Below are 20,768 nucleotides of genomic sequence, written 5' to 3'. Positions count from 1 at the left end.
TATAGTATTCATGGTTATCATTTAAATGCATTAACTTTACATTAACCTATTATATATCTATTTATCATAGTCGTCTACATAGTTAACAGAAAATATGTAAATAGATTAAGGTTTTTTGTGCCTTGCTTAAAGATATATTCTGCAAAAATTATAAAAATCCTTCTTCATTTAAATTTTTTCATTATTTTTTGCAAAATTCCATAGTTCATCCATGTCTTCTAAGGTCATATCCTTAAGATCAAAGCCTTTTGCTTTTGCACTCTCTTCTATAAAAGAGAATCTCTTAATAAATTTTTCTATTGTTTTATCAAGAGCAAGTTCAGGATCAACATTTAAAAATCTTGCTACATTAACAGTAGCAAAAATTAAATCTCCTATTTCTTCTAATATTCTTGACTGATTCCCCTTATTATATACATCTTTAACCTCAACAAATTCCTCTAAAACCTTATCTAATGCCTCTTCAACTTTATCCCAGTCAAACCCTACCTTAGATGCCTTTTTTTGAACCTTCTCTGCCCTAATCAATGCCGGAAGAGACTTAGCCACTTTCTTCATGTCTTCTGCATAGCTTTCTATACCCTTTTCTTTTCTCTTTATATCATCCCACTGTTCTAAAACTTCTTCAGAAGTGGATAAATTAACATCTTTAAAAACATGAGGATGTCTTAATATCATCTTATTACATATTGAATTTATTATATCATTTATATTAAAGAACCCTTCCTCTCTTCCAATTTCTGCATGGAAAACTATTTGAAGAAGTACATCTCCTAATTCTTCTATAAGCTTATTATCATCCTTTTCATCAATGGCTTCTAACACCTCATAGCTCTCTTCTATTAAATATTTTTTAAGGCTCTCTGGAGTCTGTTCCCTGTCCCAAGGACATCCCTCTGGTCCTCTAAGTTTCTCCATTATTTTTAATAAATCATTAAAATCTTTGGTATTACTTACATCTCTTGGTATATAAAGAGAAGTTAAATAATCTATATCTGCTTGCCTATCTATCTCATATAAGGGTATTTTTCTAACACTTTCTAATCCCTCTATTCCCGCGGCTCTCACAAAATATATTTCTGTATCGTCTTTATAATACTCTAAAAGCTTAAGCTTAACCTCTGAGGCTATATATGGATCATATACTTGAGTTATTATAGTTCCTATTCTTTTATCTAAAATTTGATTATCCATATCAAAGGCATCTATAACTTTTAATCCTTCTACAGGATCAATTTTTAAAACCTCCATCATAGCATCCATAAAGCTTACAGCAGGTAATACAGAATATTCTATGTTAAGCTCTTCGCATTTACTGATTAAAATATTTACTGATTTTTCTGCAACAAAAGGGTGACCTGGCACAGCATATACTATATTTTTCAAAAGATTATGTGCTTCAATAAGCTCTTTTGCTATGAACTCATATACCTCATCAAAGCTTTCAAACTTATCATAAGCAAAGTCATAAGTATTAAACTTAATCCCTATCTCTTTTATATAATCTACTGTTGGGTGCTTTTCTGTTCTAAAGTATAGATTCTCTGCACTTTTTAAAATATCCAGAGCCCCTAAAGTCAATGCGTTTTTAGCCCCCGGGCCAAGTCCCACTATATTAATCATAAATTTTTCTCCTATCTATTAACCATTTTACTTTTTATATAATCATAGCTAAATATTTTAAATACTATAATTAACAATACATATATAATAACACCTAAGAAAATTGCTATCAAGCAAGCTATGCTGGTTCCAAATTCCTTATTTATTAAATTATTATATACAAATAATACGGAAAATATCATAAATACACTAGCAAAGGCTGGTTTTATCAATGAATCATAATACCTTATTTTAAACCCTAAAACTTTTTTTAATGCTATTATGTTTATAATCACGGGAATCAAATATCCAATTATAGAGCTAATAACTGCCCCATATATGTTTATTTCAGGAATAGGTATCAATAAATATGATGCTAGAATCTTTATAATACAGCCTATAACTAAACTTATTACTGGAACCTTATTATGTCCTGCCCCCTGAAGTATTGATGTAGATGTCTGATAAAAAATTATAAATGGTATTGATATAGATAAATACTTTAATATTTCATAGCCCTCACTTTGTCCTGGAAAAACCATATTAAGTATAGGATAAGCTAAAAAGAATAATCCCATAAGGGAAGGTAGAGCTATAACAGAGGATAATTTAAAAGAGATATCTGCCTTATCATGAACCTCTTTTAACTTATTAAGAGCCAAAGCCTCTGATATACTTGGAACTAATGACACACTTAAGGCTACTGATAATGTAAGTGGTATATTTACAAATAGGTGAGCTTTTCCTGATAGCTGCCCATAAGCCTTTGTTGCCTCTATCATCCCCATACCTGACTCTAAAAGCAGTCTTGGTACTAGAAATGTATCTACTAAAGCCATTATGCTTCCAGCTGTAGCTCCTAAAGATATAGGAACTGCATCCCTTATTAATTTATCCATTATTATATAATTTGCTTTTCCTACTATATTTACTTTACTTTTTTTCTTCTCTTTTCTATATTTTCTCCATAAGTAAATTAAAGCTAACACTCCACCTGCAGTAGCTCCTAAAGTAGCTCCTCCAACAGCATAAGACTTATTAATAGGTACTAATAAGACAGCCAGTCCTATTCCTATTACTACCCGTCCTAATTGCTCTATTAATTGAGATATAGCTGAAGGACTCATGTTTTGCATTCCTTGAAAAAAACCTCTGTAACAAATTATCATTGATATAAAAAATGGAGCTAAGGATATTGCCATCATAGATGGATATGCATTGGGATTCCAATTTAGTAAGGTTATAAGTGGTTTACTTAATAAAATCATAACACCGCTTCCACCAACCCCAATAATTAGCATCATATAAACTGAAGTTTTAAAAATATCAAATACTCCTTGTTTATCACCTAAGGCATCTCTCTCTGCTATTAGCTTAGATATAGCTACTGGTGCCCCTGATGCTACTCCTAGAAAAAATATATACACAGAATAAGCAATCTGATAATAAGCAACCCCCTCATCTCCTACCAGCATTATAAGAGGCCACCTAAAAAATAACCCTAGAACCTTAGCAAGAATTCCTGCTAAAGCTAAAATTAATGTCCCTTTTACTAAGGACTGCTTCTTCATCCTTCCCCCTCCTATTAAGTACTTCTTAGCTTTAAATATAGTGACCTAAATCTAGATAAAGGTCTTATTAAAGCTAAGTTATAGTCTAATAAATCTAAAAGTCTTACAATTCTAATCCTTAGCCTTAATAAAATAAGTATTAAAATTATAAAATCTAAAGATAAATTTTCTTTCTCATAATTCTTATTTATAAAAATCAACCATTATTCCTATTAAATATAAATATATAACTTTATTTCATTGATTTAGGTAAATACACTTATGCCTTATAAAATAGCTTATAGTTTCACCTTGTTTTTTCCTATATATTCCATTATGATCGTCCCATATATCTTTAAATATAAATTTCATATATAGCTTTTATTAGATTCCATATACTTAATAAATATAATTATTTATAAAAATAAAAGCATGTGACTATGTTAATAGTCACATGCCTTTTCATTATTGTTCCATTTGTTTTCCTAAAAAACTTGCCGCAGTTTCGGAAAGCTTCATTTCTAATTCACTAAACTTTTCTCCTGATTCTTTTGATAGCATTATAACGGCGCCTATTGCATCACCTTCAGCTATTATAGGAGAAATAACTTGACTTGAGTACTTCTCTTCTGGATTTTCTTCTCCATATAGGGAAATAACTTTTCCCCCATCTCCTCCAAGGAGGATAGTTTTTCTTCCTTCCATGATTTTTTCTAGTTCATCACTTACCTTTTTCTCTAAGAAATCCTTCTTAGAGGCTCCGCTAACTGAAATAACCGCATCCTTATCTGATATAAGGACAATATGACCAATAGATTGTTGTAGTGCTTCTGTGTATTCCTTTGAGAAATCAGATAACTCTCCGATTGGTGAATATTTTTTTAATATAACTCCACCCTCTCTATCTGTAAAAATTTCAAGAGGGTCTCCTTCTCTTATTCTCAAAGTTCTCCTGATTTCCTTAGGTATAACTACTCTACCTAAATCATCTATACGTCTTACAATACCTGTTGCCTTCATATAATTCCCTCCTAAAAGAATAATGTTTATCATCTACGATAATATTGTTTGTCTAAAGATGTAATTTTATGCGTATTTGTGGGTTTATATTTTCTTTATTCCATAGATACCAAAGATACTACCATTATGGCTAAGTTTCACTTAAGTTTAATTTTTGTACATAAAAAAACGCTAACCTTTCTGGTTAGCATTTTTATTATATATTCTTATTTTAATTTATCTTCCTTAGTTTCAACTTTTAAGTCCTTCTTCCACTGTTCAATAGTAGAAGTATATACCTTATCTTTTTCAGTATTTTCTAAATAAGCCTTTATTTGATCTTTAACTGTATCAAACTCTTTTGCCTTAGGCTCACTTCTAAGATCTGTAGCTTTTATTATATGATATCCAAAGCTACTCTTAACTACTCCTGATACCTCTCCCTCTTTAAGCTTTCTTGCAGCTTCTAAAAAATCCTTATCATAGTTTTGAGCATCATACTCAACAAAGCCTAATTCTCCACCATTCTCCTTAGTTCCATCTGTTCCATATTCCTTAGCAAGGGTTGCAAAGTCTCCACCCTTATCAAGCTTCGCCTTTATTTCCTTTGCCTTATCTTCTTCCTTAACAATTATATGATATAATTTTGCACCTGGCTTTTCTACAAAACTAGTATCCTTATTTTCATCATAGAACTTTTTAACAGCCTCATCAGTTACAGCTACATCCTTAAATATGTGATCCTGTACTTTCTTAAACAGCACTTCATTCTTCAACATATCCTTAAGAGATTCCTGAGTTAACCCTGCTGCCTTAATCTGTTCATTGAACTTTTCATCATCCTTATAAGCTTCCTTAATCTCATTAAACTGCTTATCTACCTCTTCTGTAAGCTTATCTTTATCTTCATCAAACTTTAATTCTGTTGCTTTCTTTAAAAAGACCTTTTCTGTAACAATGGCATCTAAAACCATTTTTCTCTTTTCATCATATGTAGCTTTTGCTGTCTCATCCTTTAAGAAATCATCTCCATATTGCTTCTTTAACTGATCTTCAATAGGTTTCATTCTTTCATCTACATCAGCTATTGTTATTTTTTCTCCATCAACCTTTCCAACTACAGTCTTTTGCACCGCCTCTGGAGTTTTTTGTATCATATTGCATCCAACTGCAGACAGTGCCATAGATGTTACCATAACTGCAGCTAATAATTTTTTAACTTTTTTCACTTAGCTTCCCCCGCTTTTCTTTTTATTTAGGTTATGTTTGCTTTCTTTATTATAAGTTCTTTTCTAAGGTTATTCAAATTAACAAAATTTAAACTCTTTAAATTATATCACTACTTTCCATATAATTCAATTTATTTACTTTTTTGTATGTTCTATGACTTGATCTAACATCTCTCTAAATACTTTAAGCATTTCTTCTTTTTTAATTGTAGGGATTTTAAATGCAAATGCCGGCTTTTCTCCTAGCTTAAATATAATATTTTTAGCATAAGTTTTCATAATTACTCTCATAACATCTTCTTTAAATGCTTCCTTGCTTTCAAACTGGAATATTACCTCATTGCCTTTTTCTTTTATATCATCTATTCCTATAAGTTTTGCTCTACTTCTTATATAAGCTATGTTCATAAGATTATATACTGGTTCTGGTACTTCTGAGTATCTATCTTTTAACTCTTCCTCTATATCATTAAAGTCCTCTAGATTATCAATGGCTGCAATCTTCTTATAAACCTCTATCTTTTGAATCTCATCTTCTATATAGTAATCTGGTATATAAGCATCTACCTTTACATCCATTGATGTTTCTATTGGTTCCTTATCAATATCTCCTTTTATAAGCTTTATGGTATCCTCAAGCATTCTACAATATAAGTCATATCCTATACTTGCCATATGTCCATGCTGAGCTGATCCCATTATGTTTCCTGCTCCTCTTATTTCTAAATCCCTCATAGCTATCTTAAATCCTGATCCAAGCTCTGTGAAGTCCTTAAGAGCTTTCAGTCTCTTTTCTGCTACTTCAGTTAAAATTTTGTCCTTTTTATAGGTAAAATATGCATAAGCTATTCTATTGGACCTTCCAACTCTTCCTCTTAATTGGTAAAGTTGAGATAATCCCATTCTATCTGAGTCATAAACTATCATGGTATTTGCATTTTGAATATCTATACCAGTCTCAATTATGGTTGTACATAGAAGTATATCTATGTTTTTATTCATAAACTCCATCATTACTGCTTCAAGTTCTCTCTCTGTCATCTGTCCATGGGCTACCCCTACCTTACCTTCTGGTATTAGGTTTTGAAGATATCCTGCCATATTTTTTATGTCTTCAACTCTGTTATAAACAAAGAAAACTTGACCTTCTCTATTAAGCTCTCTCATTATGGCGTCTCTTATAAGCTGATCATTATATTCAACCACATAGGTTTGAACTGGATACCTGTCTTCTGGTGGAGTTTCAATTACACTTATATCACGAACTCCTGTTAAAGACATATGCAGGGTTCTAGGTATAGGTGTTGCACTTAAGGTTAAAACATCAATATTTTTCTTCAGACCCTTAATTTTCTCCTTATGAGTTACTCCAAATCTTTGTTCTTCATCTACAACAAGAAGTCCTAAATCCTTAAATTGAATATCCTTTGATATTAATCTATGAGTTCCTATTAGAACATCAACATTACCTTCCCTAACTGCTTTTAGAGTTGATTTTTGCTGAGCTGCTGTTCTAAATCTACTTACCATATCGATTTTAACTGGGAAATCTGAAAATCTTTTTCTTAAATTATTATAGTGTTGTTCTGCCAGTATGGTTGTTGGTACCAAAAAGGCTACCTGTTTGCCTTCCATAATAGCTTTAAATATTGCTCTTAAGGCTACCTCAGTCTTTCCATAGCCCACATCTCCGCAAAGAAGTCTATCCATAGGCTTATCAGACTCCATGTCATCTTTTATCTCTTCTATAGCTCCTAACTGGTCTGGGGTTTCTTCAAACGGAAACTCATCCTCAAACTGCTTTTGCCACGGGGTATCCTTAGCATATTTAAACCCCTTAACAGTAGCTCTTGCTGCATATAGTTTCACAAGATCCTTAGCTATTTCATTTATAGATTTTCTTACCTTGCTTTTCGCCTTAGCCCATTCTGATCCTCCTAACTTATTTACCTTAGGAGATTTTCCTTCTGCACCTATATACTTTTGGACAAGATCTAGTTGGTCAACAGGAACATAAAGCTGATCTCCCTTATCATAAGTTATCTCTAAGTAATCTCTCTTATTTCCAGCTACCTCTATTTGTTTAATACCCTTATAAACTCCTATACCATGACTTGCATGAACTACATAATCTCCTGGCTTAAGTTCTGCAAAACTCTTTATTTTAGAAGTTCCTTTTTTCTTTGGCTGTCTTTTTCTAGTTTTTCTTTTTGCCTCTCCAAAGACTTCTTTATCTGATATTACAGAAATCTTCATCTCTGGATACTCAAATCCCTTAAGCTGATTACCAAAGGTTACAACAACTTCTCCATAATTTATGGAGGCTATATCATCACGATATACACTCTCTATTCCTCTATCCCTTAATGTATCTACAAGTCGCTCTCCTCTAGTTCTTGTACCTGATAATATTAAGGTTTTATATCCCTTTGCTTTTTTATCCTTTATATCTTCTATCAAAAAGTCTAATTGTCCATGATAATTATGAAGAGTCACCTCTGAAAAATTCAATAAAGTTCTTGGATTCAAAATTTCTGTAGCTCTAGCTATAGAATTTAAAGTAAATACATCCTTAACCTCTAGTGTTTCTACAATTTTATCTTGAGGAATGATTAACTTACCTTGGTTTGGTAATATATCTCCCCTTTGAAGGAAAACCCCATAAGAATATTCAAATTCAGTATATGTACTCTCTAATTTTCCTATACATCTTTTATTGTCATCTATAACTATATAAGAACTTCCCATATAATCAAAAAATTCACTAGGCTTTTCATAAAAATATGGCAAGTAACTTTCTATTGATTCAAAACTCCATGTTTCCTTAAGGTTATCTAAATTTTCATTTACAATAGAAGTTATTTTATCTACTAATTCTTTATTATTTTTATTTTTAGGAGCTTCTATAAACTTTTGAAGATCATCTTTTATATTTTCATATCCTCTTTCCAGATCTTCTTTAGTAAATATAACTTCTTTAGCTGGGAAAATCTCTATCCTTTTTACTTTCTCTATACTTCTTTGAGAGTCTATATTAAAGGTTCTTATGGAATCTATTTCATCATCAAAGAACTCTATTCTATGTGGAACATAGCTTATAGGAGAATATATATCCAATATACCTCCCCTTAGAGAGAACTGACCCTTACTCTCCACAACTTCAACTCTTTCATATCCGCACTGAACTAACTTTTCTACAAATTCTTTAATGTCTACTCTTTGTCCTACCTTCAACTTAAAGGTATATTTCTGGAATAAATCCACTGGGGTGTATATAGAACTTAAAGTATCTATAGATGTTATCACTATTTTTTTATCTTTACTTAATAATTCTTTTATTACCTTTAATCTTTCCCATCTTAAGTCACCTGAAACTGCGTCTATATTATAAAAGACCACTTCCTTAGATGGAAAGTAGTGCACATTGGGTATATAAAAGCTAATATCTTCATATAAGTTTTTTGCCTCCATATCACTATGGGTAAAAATAAAAAGAGGCTTGTCTAAACTTTCATACAATCCATTTATTATATATCCTCTTCCTGATTCTGATACTCCATTTATTGATATAGGATATCTTTCATTGATAATCCCATTTGTAACTTCTTTAAATTCTTTACTATTTAATAAAGGATCCATAAGTCCTTTTAATCTCATTTTCAGCACCACCTTAAGCTAAATATTATTTAGCACTAAAACTATTAAATAAATTCATGGCTTCAGATACACCTTTACACATTATAGTATCAGTAGCATCAGTTGCGGCTTCTACAACCTGATTTAGTAAACCTCTTTCATCCTTTGAAAACTTACCCAAAACATGAGATACTAAATCGTTTTTTGGAGCTCCTACCCCTATCTTAATTCTTGGAAATACATCATCTCCAACATGTGCTATAATACTCTTTATTCCATTGTGTCCTCCGGCGCTACCCTTAGCTCTTATCCTCATTCTTCCCACTTCAAGACTTATGTCATCATATATAACAACTATATTATCTTTTTCAATTTTATAAAAATCTATAACTTGTCTTAAGCTTTCTCCACTTAAGTTCATATAAGTTGTTGGTTTTAGTAATATTACTTTTTCTCCATTTATATTACCTTCCCCATATACACCTTTAAATTTTGTCCTATTAATAGATATATTATACTTTTCTGCCATAAAATCTATAACATCAAATCCAATATTATGTCTTGTATTCTCATACTCGCGTCCTGGATTTCCAAGGCCAACTATTAAAAACATCTATGTATCCTCCACTTCACCCATCCAAAATAAAATAATCATTCATATACTCTATATTTTGTGTTACTAAAAATAATACTATATTTACCATAGAAAAAGTCACCCCTAAGTTATAGGAGCTTTTTACCAAAGAGAATTTGTAGTTAAACCATGTAATGACCTTGCAACTCCTTCCCCTATTCTTAAAATCTATAGGTGTTAGAATTGTAAAGCCTCAGATAAAACTAACATATTAATATAGTATCATACAAAACTTAAAGCATGATAAATAATTATTTTTTTTAAGATAAACTATTATTTATAATTGCTTTTTCAGTATAACACCTCACATTTTATTACTCAAGGGGGATAATTCTTATAAAAAATAGTCACTGAAACTTTCAGTGACTATTTTCTTGGTGAAAGTTTTACATTAAAATTAAGAATTTCACCATTTCTCCAAACCTTAATCTTAACTTCATCTCCAACCTTACAAGAGTTTACTAAGGCCGTTAATTCATCAAATGTTTTCACCTTATTATCCTGAAACTCTATAATTATATCCGTTGGTTTAACATCGATACTATCTAAGGCGCCTCCTGCCACAACTTCTTGCACATATACCCCTTGTATCCCTTGGGTATGGGCTGGTTTTATACTTCCTCCTGTAAACCCTAAGCTTGCCCTTTCTGGAATATTAGTACTCTTTAAAGAATCTACAAATCTTTTTACATCATTTGCTGAAACAGCCGCTCCATTAATACCATCATTAATAAATTCTTTTGATAAGTGGAGGCTATTCATGCCTATGACTTCTCCCTTCATATTAACAAGAACCCCTCCAGAATTATAGAGGTTTATGTTAGCATCTGTAGTAAGTACCTTATAGATTTTTTCTTTTCCTTGTTGATCTAAATATTTACTTCTCCTTAGATTTGAACTTATTATCCCAAGACTTACAAAAGAAGTACTCTCCTCCCCTAATGGATTACCAATAGCTATAACAATATCACCAATCTTAACATCTTTAGGTTCTGCTATTGTTACATATGGAAAATTCCCCTTAGAAATCTTAAGTACAACTAAATCTAAACCTTCATTTTCAGCAATAAACTCTGCCTCTATTGGCTTAGATGCATGGGATCCCAATTTAACATAAAGATTCTTCTTTTTCACATCTTTTAAAAGACTACGATTTGTCACTATATATCCATCACTATCAAATATAACCCCTGTTCCTAAAATCCCATTCATATCTCCATTTATAAGAGGTTCCTCAGTTTCACTTATAGCAACAAGAGATTCCGATATTTTATCGTTAATTAGCCCTATATTTTCCCTATTAACCTCATAATTGCCCTGATTAATTTCTGTTTTGCTTGTAATAGGTCTTATGATAACATCTCTATTTCTTATTAACTTTCCATACTTATATTCTATTATATAATATGATGATAATGCTCCTGATACTACTGCAATAAAAATTAGGGTGCTTACTTTAATTGCATACTTCATATTTCTTCTAATTCTTCTATTTTTAAAATTAATTTCTCCTAAAGACTCTCTGTATTCTTCTGATTCTTTAGTTTCCTTATTCATAAGACACCTCCTACAATTACGAAGATATTGTAAAATATATTTTTTAATTCAGTATGAACAAAGTGTAATAAAATTTCACTTTTACTTATTAACGAAAATTATTATAAAAATCAGTGATAAATTTTACTGTATAAATGTTGTTAATATAAGTGTTATTGAATTTAAATAAACATCCTAGATATTCATTCAAATTTTAATAATATCTAGGATGTTTATTTATTATAAATATATCTTTTTCATAAGATATTAACCTATTACTGTGTCTTAAGATAAAGATAAAAAAATCACTCTAAACTTTTTTAAGGGAAAAGGTAAATAGCACTCCGGTCTCTTTTCCTTTATTTTCAACCCAGATATCTCCACCAAGTTGAGTTAATATATTTCTTACTATAGGAAGTCCAAGACCTGTACTTATCTTTGAAGTTCTTGACTTATCATCTTTATAAAATCTTTCCCAAATATGACCTATGTGCTCTCTTGATATGATTGGTCCATCATTGTAGATGTGAACTAAAACTTTGCCACCCTTACCCTTAGTCTTTATGCTTATATTCCCAGAATCTCCTGAATATTTTATAGCATTATCTAAAATATTGGTAATTACCTGTATTAGCCTATCCCTATCTCCAAGAACATACATATGGTCCTCTTCTAAGGTTACATTGACTTTTAGATGCTTATTATTTATTCTTTGTTCAAACTTTATGACACATATTCTTATAAGCTCATTTATATCAATCTCTGACATAGTAAGCTTTAGTTTTCCTGACTCCATAGCAGATAAATCCAATAAGTCATTTATAAGTCTAGATAATCTCTTAACCTCTTCAAAAGCTATTTGCAGATAATGATTTTCCTTATCCTTAGGTATTACCCCATCTAATATTCCACCTATAAATCCTTTTATAGAAGTTAAAGGTGACCTTATTTCATGGGATACATTAGAAATAAACTCTCGTCTTGTATTCTCCACCTCTTCAATGGAATCTGCCATTATGTTAAAGGATTTTGAAAGTTCACCAATTTCATCTTGTGATTCTATTAATACTCTCTTATTAACTTCTCCCTTAGAAATCCTTTTAGCAACATTGTTTATATGAGCTAAAGGTCCTATTAGTATCTTTTGAGCAAAATAATATATAAATATACTAGCTGTAACTACTGCCAATAAGGCACATATCCATATTATGCTATATACTCTTCTTAAAGGTTCCTTTATAAGCTTTAAAGGAGTCTGCATAAATATAACTCCGCTAAACTTATTATCCTTAAATATAGGCTTTAAATATACATAAGATGGTGAGTTAAAGGGTTCGAAAAAATTCCCCTTCTTCTCAATTGTACTTCCAAATCTTAACTCATCCATTTCCTTTATAGGAAGAGTTGTAAATAACAGATTTTTATAATCCTCTGATGATACTGCATATATGTATCCATAAGAATCTGCAAGTAAAATATTTGTTCCAAGGGCATTAGATGTAAGAGCTAATTCTCTTTGAAGCTTAGTTAAAGAGGATTCCTGCTTTTCATACAAGTAATTAGTAGCAGAAGTAGCTATGCTACTTCCAACCTTATCAAGTTGATATTTTCTTTCATTTAAATAATAGCTCTCAAACCACATAGATAAAAATGCTGCCATCATTATAAATGTAATACTAATTATAGCTGTGAAAACTACTATCATTTTTGAAACAAGGCTATTTTTAATCACTTTCAATTACCCTCTTTTATTTAACTTCGAATTTGTATCCTACACCCCATACAGTTTCTAGTTGCCAATTACTACCTCCATGTAGCTTTTCTCTTAACCTCTTTACATGAACGTCAACAGTTCTTGAATCTCCTGGATAATCATATCCCCAAACCTCACATAATAATTGCTCTCTTGTAAATACCCTGTTTTTGTTACTTGCTAAATAATAAAGAAGTTCAAATTCCTTAGGAGGCATTTTAATCTCTTCATTTTTATAAACTACTGTGTAAGAATTCACATCAATAGCTAGCTCTGAGAACACTAAAGTTTCCTTACCTGAGTTTTCAGAATTATATCTTCTCATAACTGCCTTTATTCTTGCTAAAAGCTCCTTTGGCTCAAAAGGTTTTACTATATAATCATCCGCTCCAAGCTCAAGGCCTAGAACCTTATCAAAGGTATCTCCTTTAGCCGTTACCATTATAACTGGAGTTTCTCCTTCTCTTCTTATCCACTTTAACACATCTATTCCATCCATGTATGGAAGCATTATATCTAGTAAAACTAAATCTGGTTTATACTCTAAAAATATTTCCTGAGCTTTTTTACCATCATGACATGTTTTAGTATCATATCCTGAACTTTCTAAATACATTTTTATAACTTCACATATATTTTCATCGTCATCCACTACAAGAATTTTCCCTATAGTTCCTTCCATTATAAAATCACCTCATCTTTTTTATTCTACCTAACTAAAAGAATATCCACTTAAAATAATTATTCACAAAATTTAATAAAATATGCTATCATCATTTTACCATGAAATAATGAAGAAACTATTACAAATATTTAATCATTTAAAAAACAAAAGGTAGAGAATACCTCTCTACCTTTATAATATGTGTATATTTCTCTATTAATCTTCAAATAATTTACTTAATGGTACATCATCATATATTCTTCTTATAGCTTCAGCAAACATAGGTGCTACTGATAATGACTTAAACTTTTTAAGATCATGTCCTTCTGGAAGATCTATAGTATTAAGCATTACAAGCTCCTTTATAGCTGAATCATTTATTCTTTCAAATGCTGGTCCTGATAAAACTCCATGAGTACAGCATGCATAAACTTCTGTAGCTCCTAAATCTATAAGAGCATTAGCAGCGTTTGCTATAGTACCTGCAGTGTCTATCATATCATCTATTAATATACAAGCCTTGCCTCTTATGTCTCCTATTATGTTCATTATTTCAGAAACATTAGCCTTTGGCCTTCTCTTGTCTATTATAGCTATAGGTGCATGTAATCTATCTGCAAATCTTCTTGCTCTTGTAACACTTCCAAGGTCTGGAGATACAACAACAACATCATCATCTCTATCAGCAAAGCCTTTTTCTACAAAGTGCTTACCTAATATTGATGCTCCCATTAAATGGTCTACTGGTATATTAAAGTATCCTTGTATTTGAGCTGCATGTAAGTCCATTGTAAGAACTCTATCTGCTCCTGCTGTTGTTAAAAGATCAGCAACAAGCTTAGCTGTTATTGGATCTCTTGACTTAGCTTTTCTATCTTGTCTTGCATATCCATAATAAGGCATAACTGCTGTTATACGTCCAGCAGAAGCTCTCTTAAATGCATCAATCATTATTAATAATTCCATTAAGTTGTTGTTTACTGGTGAATTAGTAGATTGAACTACAAAAACATCAGCTCCTCTTACAGTTTCTTTAATATTTACTGATATCTCACCATCACTAAAGGTTCCTATATCGGCTCCCCCAACTTCTACACCTAATATATTAGCTATATCTTCAGCTAGCTTTGGATGTGAGTTTCCTGTGAATATTTTTATGTTTTTACCATGGCTTATCATTTTATGAAGACCTCCTTAATTTTTGTTTGTCTTTGGCTAAATATTTATTTTTTAAATCCTTTTTTCTCTACCCAACCTTCAATGTTAACCTGCTTAGCTCTAGCTACTGCAAGACTTCCTTCTGGAACCTCATTAGTTATAGTTGATCCTGCTGCTACATAGCTATTACTTTCAATCTTTACTGGAGACACAAGATTTGAATTACATCCTATAAATGCATTATCTCCCACTACAGTTTTATTTTTATTTTTTCCATCATAGTTTACAACTACTGTTCCACATCCAAAATTACAATGGGTTCCTACTTCTGCATCCCCTATGTAAGTAAGATGAGACACTTTAGTATTGTCGCCTATGATAGATTTTTTTATTTCAACAAAATCACCTATTTTAACGTGATTTCCAATAGTACTTTCTGGTCTTATGTATGCAAATGGTCCTACAGTAGTACCCTCTCCAACTTTACTTTCTAAAATAACAGAGTTTTGTACTGTAACACTATTCTCTATTATACTGTTACTTATTCTAGAATTACCGTATATTGTGCATCCTTCATTTATAATAGTATTACCTTCTATTATATTGTTAGGATATATTATAGTATCACACCCTATCTCCACGTCTGCACCTATATATGTAGAACTTGGATCTATAAGTGTAACACCATTTTCCATATGTCTTTTATTAATTCTTTCTCTTAGTAAGCTTTCAGCTTCTGCAAGTTGCACTCTTGAATTTACTCCTAAGGTCTCTTCAAAGTCTATAGCCATAGCTCCTACCTTATCACCAGAGTCTTTTAGTATTCCTATAACATCTGTAAGATAGTACTCTCCTTGAGCATTATTATTGTTCAATTTATCTAAACTCTTTAAAAGACTTTCTATATCAAAACAATAAATAGCTGAATTTATTTCATTTATCTTTAATTCATCCTCTGAACAATCTTTATGCTCTACAATCTTTTCTACATTACTATTCTTATCTCTAACTATTCTACCGTATCCTGTTGGGTTTTCTACTACAGAAGTTAGTATAGTTGCCTTAAATCCTTCATTAATATGAAGTTCTAGCAATCTTTCCACTGTAGACGCTTCTATTAAAGGAGCATCTCCGGCAAATACAGCTACTACTCCTTTTTTATTTTCTAAAAATTCCTTAGAGCAAATAATAGCGTGTCCCGTTCCTAACTGTTTGTCTTGAAAAGAATAACTAACATTTCTAGACTCTGTACCAGCCTTCACCTTCTCAGCACTTTTTCCTACTACTACATTTACATCATCTATATGTGCTTTTCTCATGGTATCTATAACATGATTAACCATCTCTTTACCACATACCTTATGTAAGACTTTAGGTGTAGTAGACTTCATCCTTTTTCCTTCACCTGCTGCTAATACAATAGCACATTTGATCATATCCGCACCTCTTTAAACTTTTTTATTTAAATAGAGTATACTATTTCTCATTACAAGAAAAATATTGCACAACTTATATTATATTTTATATAAACTCCTTTTTCAACCTTAGTATTAGTATATATATTTTAATTAATGCAAAAAATAAAAAGGAGCTATATAAACTCCTTTTTATCATACTATTCTATATTTTCTTTATCTTGTGGCTCTTCGTTCTTAACTTTTTCATATTCATCAAAAATTGCCTTTTGAATCTTCTCTCTTGTTTCAGTATTGATAGGATGCGCAATATCCTTGAACTCCCCGTCTGGAGTCTTTCTGCTTGGCATTGCTATGAATAATCCATTTTGACCCTCAATAACTTTTATGTCATGCACAACAAAGTCATTGTCAAAGGTAACAGATACAATAGCTTTCATCTTGCCTTCTGAAGATATTTTTCTTATTCTAACATCGGTTATTTGCATTTGAAACCTCACCTCCAAGATGCTTTACTGACTAATATTCTCTACGAAGATGAGATTTCCTTCTTTTTAAATGAAATTTTTAGAAAATTTTATTTTTTTAAACATTTGGATATACTAAACTCAGCTTTCCCTTCAATTACGCCTTTAAAATCCATAATAGAATAATATCCATCTACTAATTTTTCATTTACTGTATAGTCATCTATTAAAACTCCCATACCTACTAAATTACTATCAAATTCTTTTAAAAGATCTTTTATTCCAAGGGCTGTTCCCCCAGATCTCATAAAATCATCTATATAAAGGCAGTTACATCCTCTTTTTATAGATTTTTTGGATAAACACATGTTTTGGATATTTCCACTAGATCCAGTAACATAATTTATAGTAACAGTAGGTCCTTCTGTTACCTTATTATCTCTTCTTACTATTACAAGCTCTACTCCTAGATTTCTAGCAACTTCGTAAGCAAGAGGAATCCCCTTAGTTTCAACAGTCATAACATAATCTATGTTTTTATTAGTAAAAAATGTAGATAACATAAGTCCAGCTTTTTTTATAAACTCTGGACTATACATAACATCCGTCATATAAACAAAATTTCCTGGAATTATTCTTTCCTTTTCCATTAATAGATTGCACATATCTTCTGCAAAGCTAAGTTTTTCATCCTCACTTATATTTGCTATAAACTTTATTCCACCAGCTGCTCCTGCTACTGTTTGAACTTTTCCAAGTGAAAGCTTTTCTAGAATCTCTCTAACTATTACTATATCCTCACTAACTGTAGATTTAGCTGCATTTAATAGTTCTGAAAATACATTCAGACTAACTACCTTATTAGGGTTTTCAGAAAGGATTTTTGTTATAGCTACTACCCTACTATTTCTTGAAAACTTCTCCATAATATCACCTACTAAAAAATTTAACATCTTTACGAATTATTCGTATTAATTTATTCTATATCATTCATGTTTTATTGTATTCTATATTAAACCTAATATCAAGTAAGTTACACCTTTAGTTTTAATTATATTTTAAATTAATATTTTCTATATATTATGTGCATTATACCGATAATCTATTTATATGGCTTTAAATAATTTTTCTTAATATATGGAATTTATGGAATTTATATATCGTTCTATATATTATATGGTAAAATATAGTTGTATTTTGTAATTAATCCATGAAAGGACTGTAGCTTAATGAAAAAATCAAAGAAGGTAACCCCTTACAATTTAACACCAGGTATGATTCTCGCTGAAGATATATATTTAAATGATGTAAAAATTATAGGAGAGGGCATTGTTCTTAATGAAAAAACAATAGACAAAATATCAAATCTTTATAACCTTTCACATATATGTATCTTAGATGAAATTGATGAATTTGAAAATGAGGCTATATCCTCAAAGGCCTCAGATGATTATAAAATTACAGAAAAAACATTAAAAACAGTTTCTTCTAAAGCTAAAGAAATGTTTTATTCAGTACAAACTACTTCAAAAATAAATCTTTCAGAGGTACGTACAATCTCAGAAGACTTACTCTCTAATCTTAAACATACAGGCCTTATTATTAAAAATATAACAGAGAATCGTGAAGAGAATAATTATGAATATAGACATCTTGTAAATGTTGCTGTGTTAAGTGCTCTTATGGCTAAATGGCTAGAGCTTTCTCAAAGGGAATCTTTACTTTTAATATATTCTGGATTTCTTCATGATATAGGAAAAAGTAAAATTCCTGAAAATATATTATACAAACATGGCTCTCTTACAACTAAAGAGATGGCTTTAGTTAAATCTCATCCTATTAAAGGATATAACTTAGTTAAAAATATGCAATTTCTAGATTCTTCTGTAGGGCAAGCTATCCTTCTTCACCATGAAAGGTTAGATGGCTCTGGCTACCCTTTAGGGTTAAAAGACAACAAGATACCTACTTTTGCTCGTATAGTTGCCATAGCAGATATTTTTGATTCCATGACTTCTAATAGATGCTATAGGGTGAAGGAATCCCCACTAAGAGCGCTAGAAGTCATAAAGGAAGATTCCTATAAAAAATTAGATATGAAATTTGCCAATGTATTTATAAATAATATGTGCGATTATTATACAGGAGAAATCGCCCTTTTAAGTGATGATTCTAAAGCAAAAATTATAAAGATAGATCCTTTAGATATTACCCGTCCTTTAGTTAGCGTAAAAGATACCTTTATTGATTTAAAGAAGGAAAAAGACCTCACTGTAATAGATATTTTATAATTTATGTATTCATTTATATTAATTATGTATATAATTATTAAATGAATAACTTAATTAAGAGGAGTGAGGACATTGTCTTTTGACTTTTTAAAGGATAAGAATAAGAAAATACATTTTATAGGAATCGGCGGAGTAAGTATGAGCGGACTAGCTGCTGTACTTTTGAATAATGGATATAAGGTATCAGGATCTGATAGAAACTCTTCTAATATAACTAATTTACTGGAAGAAAAGGGCTGTGAAATATATATAGGTCATGATAAGAATAACTTAAGGGATGTATCTTTAGTTGTATACACAGCTGCCATTCCTTCTGATAATCCTGAGCTTATCTATGCCAAGGAAAATAATATACATCTTATGGATAGAGCAGAATTCCTAGGATTAATTATGAAGGGTCATAAATATAACGTTGCTATATCTGGTACCCATGGTAAAACCTCTACCACCTCTATGATATCCCATATAACCTTAAAAGAAAACTTAGATCCAACTATACTAGTTGGTGGAAACCTAGATATTATAGATGGTAACTTTAGAATAGGAAATAGTGAATACTTTATAACTGAAGCTTGTGAATATAAAGAATCATTTTTAAAATTCTATCCTTATATAGGGGTAATATTAAATATAGAGGAAGATCACCTTGACTATTATAGAGATATAAATCATATTGAAGAAGCCTTTAAAAAATTTGTTACTTTAATTCCTGAGGATGGTTATGCCGTAGGATGTGCTGATGATTCTAGAGTAGTAGAAGTTCTTAAAGGTGCAAAATGTAATACCTTAACCTATGGAATTGAAAATGGTGACTTAATAGCTAAAAATATTGAATTCTTAGGTCATGGTTCTAAGTTTGATGTTTTCCTTAAAGGAGAACTATTATTTAATGTATCCTTAAAGGTACCTGGAAAATATAATATCCTTAACGCCTTAGGTGCTATTGGATCTTCATTAGTCCTTAATATTCCTAATGAAGCCATAGTATCTGGACTTAAAAACTTTGGAAATGCTCATAAAAGATTTGAACTTAAGGGAGAAAAGGATGGGGTAACTGTAATTGACGATTATGCTCACCACCCATCAGCAATAAAAGTAACCTTAGAGTCAGTTAAAAATATGAACTACAATAAGGTGTATTGTGTGTTCCAACCTCACACCTATACAAGAACTCACAGCCTATTTAATGATTTTGTAGGAAGCTTTAATAATTGCGATGAATTAATACTTCTTGATATATATGCTGCAAGAGAGAAAGATACAGGAATTGTTAGCTCAGCAATGTTAGGTGATAAGATCAGAGAAACTGGAGTTAAATGTATAAATGCTAAAAGCCATAGGGATGCAATGGAATACGTAGACTCTAAGTTAACTAAAGGAGACTTACTTATAACTATTGGTGCTGGAGATGTAGTTAAAGTTGGAGAAATGTTCCTAGAAAAATAATCTTTTAAAAATCTCTGATATGGTACAGAATATTCTATTAATTAAATAATTTTTATTGACATTATTTTGTAATCGTAATATTCTATTAATGTAAGATAAGTTTTATTAAGAAATTTAAAAGAAGGAGGTAGGAAAAATGTTAAAAATAAAATTTAAGACTTTATCAACCACTGGAAATTTATTTTTAAATAATAGCCCTATCTTCTTTAATAGCAGTGAAATTTAAAAAGGAGGTAGGACCTATGTTAATTATGTTATTAAATAATACTTCATTGTCAAAACTTAATAATTATAAAATAGGTGACAACCCTACATTCCTTTGTGGTACTTTTTTGTAACATTTAAGTACCCTTATGATGGTGCGTAAAAGTATGGGGTTTTCACTCCA

Annotated in this window: 15 protein-coding genes; 2 read left to right on the top strand and 13 right to left on the bottom strand. The window is 30.8% G+C overall.

The genetic code is table 11. The features are described from left to right. Positions 1 to 168: 168 nt before the first annotated feature. The 13 genes from yabN to purR all read right to left on the bottom strand — a co-directional run bounded on the left by yabN (position 169) and on the right by purR (position 17,569). Positions 169 to 1,623: a bifunctional methyltransferase/pyrophosphohydrolase YabN gene (gene yabN, locus BR69_RS0107075; RefSeq protein ID WP_027632563.1), complete on the bottom strand. Its 1,455-nt coding sequence runs from the start codon at positions 1,621 to 1,623 to the stop codon at positions 169 to 171. Positions 1,624 to 1,634: 11 nt separating this feature from the next. After that, complete coding sequence (locus BR69_RS0107070; RefSeq protein WP_027632562.1) at positions 1,635 to 3,173, bottom strand: putative polysaccharide biosynthesis protein; 1,539 nt, start codon at positions 3,171 to 3,173, stop codon at positions 1,635 to 1,637. Between the two features lie 444 nt (positions 3,174 to 3,617). Then, positions 3,618 to 4,172, bottom strand: coding sequence for a stage V sporulation protein T (spoVT, locus tag BR69_RS0107060; RefSeq protein WP_027632560.1), 555 nt, complete (start codon positions 4,170 to 4,172; stop codon positions 3,618 to 3,620). A 206-nt stretch (positions 4,173 to 4,378) separates the two neighbouring features. After that, positions 4,379 to 5,380, bottom strand: a complete 1,002-nt coding sequence (locus BR69_RS0107055) for a peptidylprolyl isomerase (protein WP_027632559.1) — start codon at positions 5,378 to 5,380, stop codon at positions 4,379 to 4,381. A gap of 135 nt (positions 5,381 to 5,515) precedes the next feature. Next, a complete protein-coding gene (mfd, locus tag BR69_RS0107050; RefSeq protein WP_027632558.1) occupies positions 5,516 to 9,037 on the bottom strand; it encodes a transcription-repair coupling factor in 3,522 nt (1,173 codons plus the stop codon). Positions 9,038 to 9,062: 25 nt separating this feature from the next. After that, positions 9,063 to 9,629, bottom strand: a complete 567-nt coding sequence (gene pth, locus BR69_RS0107045; RefSeq protein ID WP_027632557.1) for an aminoacyl-tRNA hydrolase — start codon at positions 9,627 to 9,629, stop codon at positions 9,063 to 9,065. 387 nt (positions 9,630 to 10,016) lie between these two features. Beyond that, positions 10,017 to 11,207 (bottom strand): S1C family serine protease, encoded by a 1,191-nt coding sequence (locus BR69_RS0107040; protein WP_027632556.1) that lies wholly within the window; start codon positions 11,205 to 11,207, stop codon positions 10,017 to 10,019. Positions 11,208 to 11,496: 289 nt separating this feature from the next. Continuing rightward, positions 11,497 to 12,915 carry a HAMP domain-containing sensor histidine kinase gene (locus BR69_RS0107035; protein WP_027632555.1) on the bottom strand — a complete coding sequence of 473 codons (1,419 nt, stop codon included), beginning with the start codon at positions 12,913 to 12,915 and terminating at the stop codon, positions 11,497 to 11,499. Between the two features lie 19 nt (positions 12,916 to 12,934). Continuing rightward, positions 12,935 to 13,621 (bottom strand): response regulator transcription factor, encoded by a 687-nt coding sequence (locus tag BR69_RS0107030; RefSeq protein WP_027632554.1) that lies wholly within the window; start codon positions 13,619 to 13,621, stop codon positions 12,935 to 12,937. Between the two features lie 198 nt (positions 13,622 to 13,819). Further along, positions 13,820 to 14,782, bottom strand: coding sequence for a ribose-phosphate diphosphokinase (locus tag BR69_RS0107025; protein ID WP_027632553.1), 963 nt, complete (start codon positions 14,780 to 14,782; stop codon positions 13,820 to 13,822). Positions 14,783 to 14,826: 44 nt separating this feature from the next. Further along, positions 14,827 to 16,197, bottom strand: a complete 1,371-nt coding sequence (gene glmU / locus BR69_RS0107020; RefSeq protein ID WP_027632552.1) for a bifunctional UDP-N-acetylglucosamine diphosphorylase/glucosamine-1-phosphate N-acetyltransferase GlmU — start codon at positions 16,195 to 16,197, stop codon at positions 14,827 to 14,829. A gap of 179 nt (positions 16,198 to 16,376) precedes the next feature. Further along, the gene (gene spoVG, locus BR69_RS0107015; protein ID WP_027632551.1) at positions 16,377 to 16,664 is read right to left on the bottom strand and encodes a septation regulator SpoVG; all 288 of its coding nucleotides are present in this window, start codon (positions 16,662 to 16,664) and stop codon (positions 16,377 to 16,379) included. An 89-nt stretch (positions 16,665 to 16,753) separates the two neighbouring features. Continuing rightward, positions 16,754 to 17,569: a pur operon repressor gene (gene purR / locus BR69_RS20135; RefSeq protein ID WP_051623528.1), complete on the bottom strand. Its 816-nt coding sequence runs from the start codon at positions 17,567 to 17,569 to the stop codon at positions 16,754 to 16,756. 303 nt (positions 17,570 to 17,872) lie between these two features. Here purR and BR69_RS0107005 point away from each other — a divergent pair, with 303 nt between their 5' ends. Together BR69_RS0107005 and murC are read left to right on the top strand one after the other, a co-directional pair. Then, a complete protein-coding gene (locus BR69_RS0107005) occupies positions 17,873 to 18,934 on the top strand; it encodes an HD-GYP domain-containing protein (protein ID WP_027632550.1) in 1,062 nt (353 codons plus the stop codon). A gap of 72 nt (positions 18,935 to 19,006) precedes the next feature. Then, positions 19,007 to 20,380, top strand: a complete 1,374-nt coding sequence (gene murC, locus BR69_RS0107000; RefSeq protein WP_027632549.1) for a UDP-N-acetylmuramate--L-alanine ligase — start codon at positions 19,007 to 19,009, stop codon at positions 20,378 to 20,380. Positions 20,381 to 20,768: the final 388 nt, after the last annotated feature.

This window comes from Clostridium hydrogeniformans DSM 21757 (genome assembly GCF_000686705.1).
In the GTDB taxonomy this organism is placed as follows: Bacteria; Bacillota; Clostridia; order Clostridiales; family Clostridiaceae; genus Clostridium_Z; species Clostridium_Z hydrogeniformans.
This window is presented reverse-complemented; position numbering and strand designations above follow the sequence as displayed.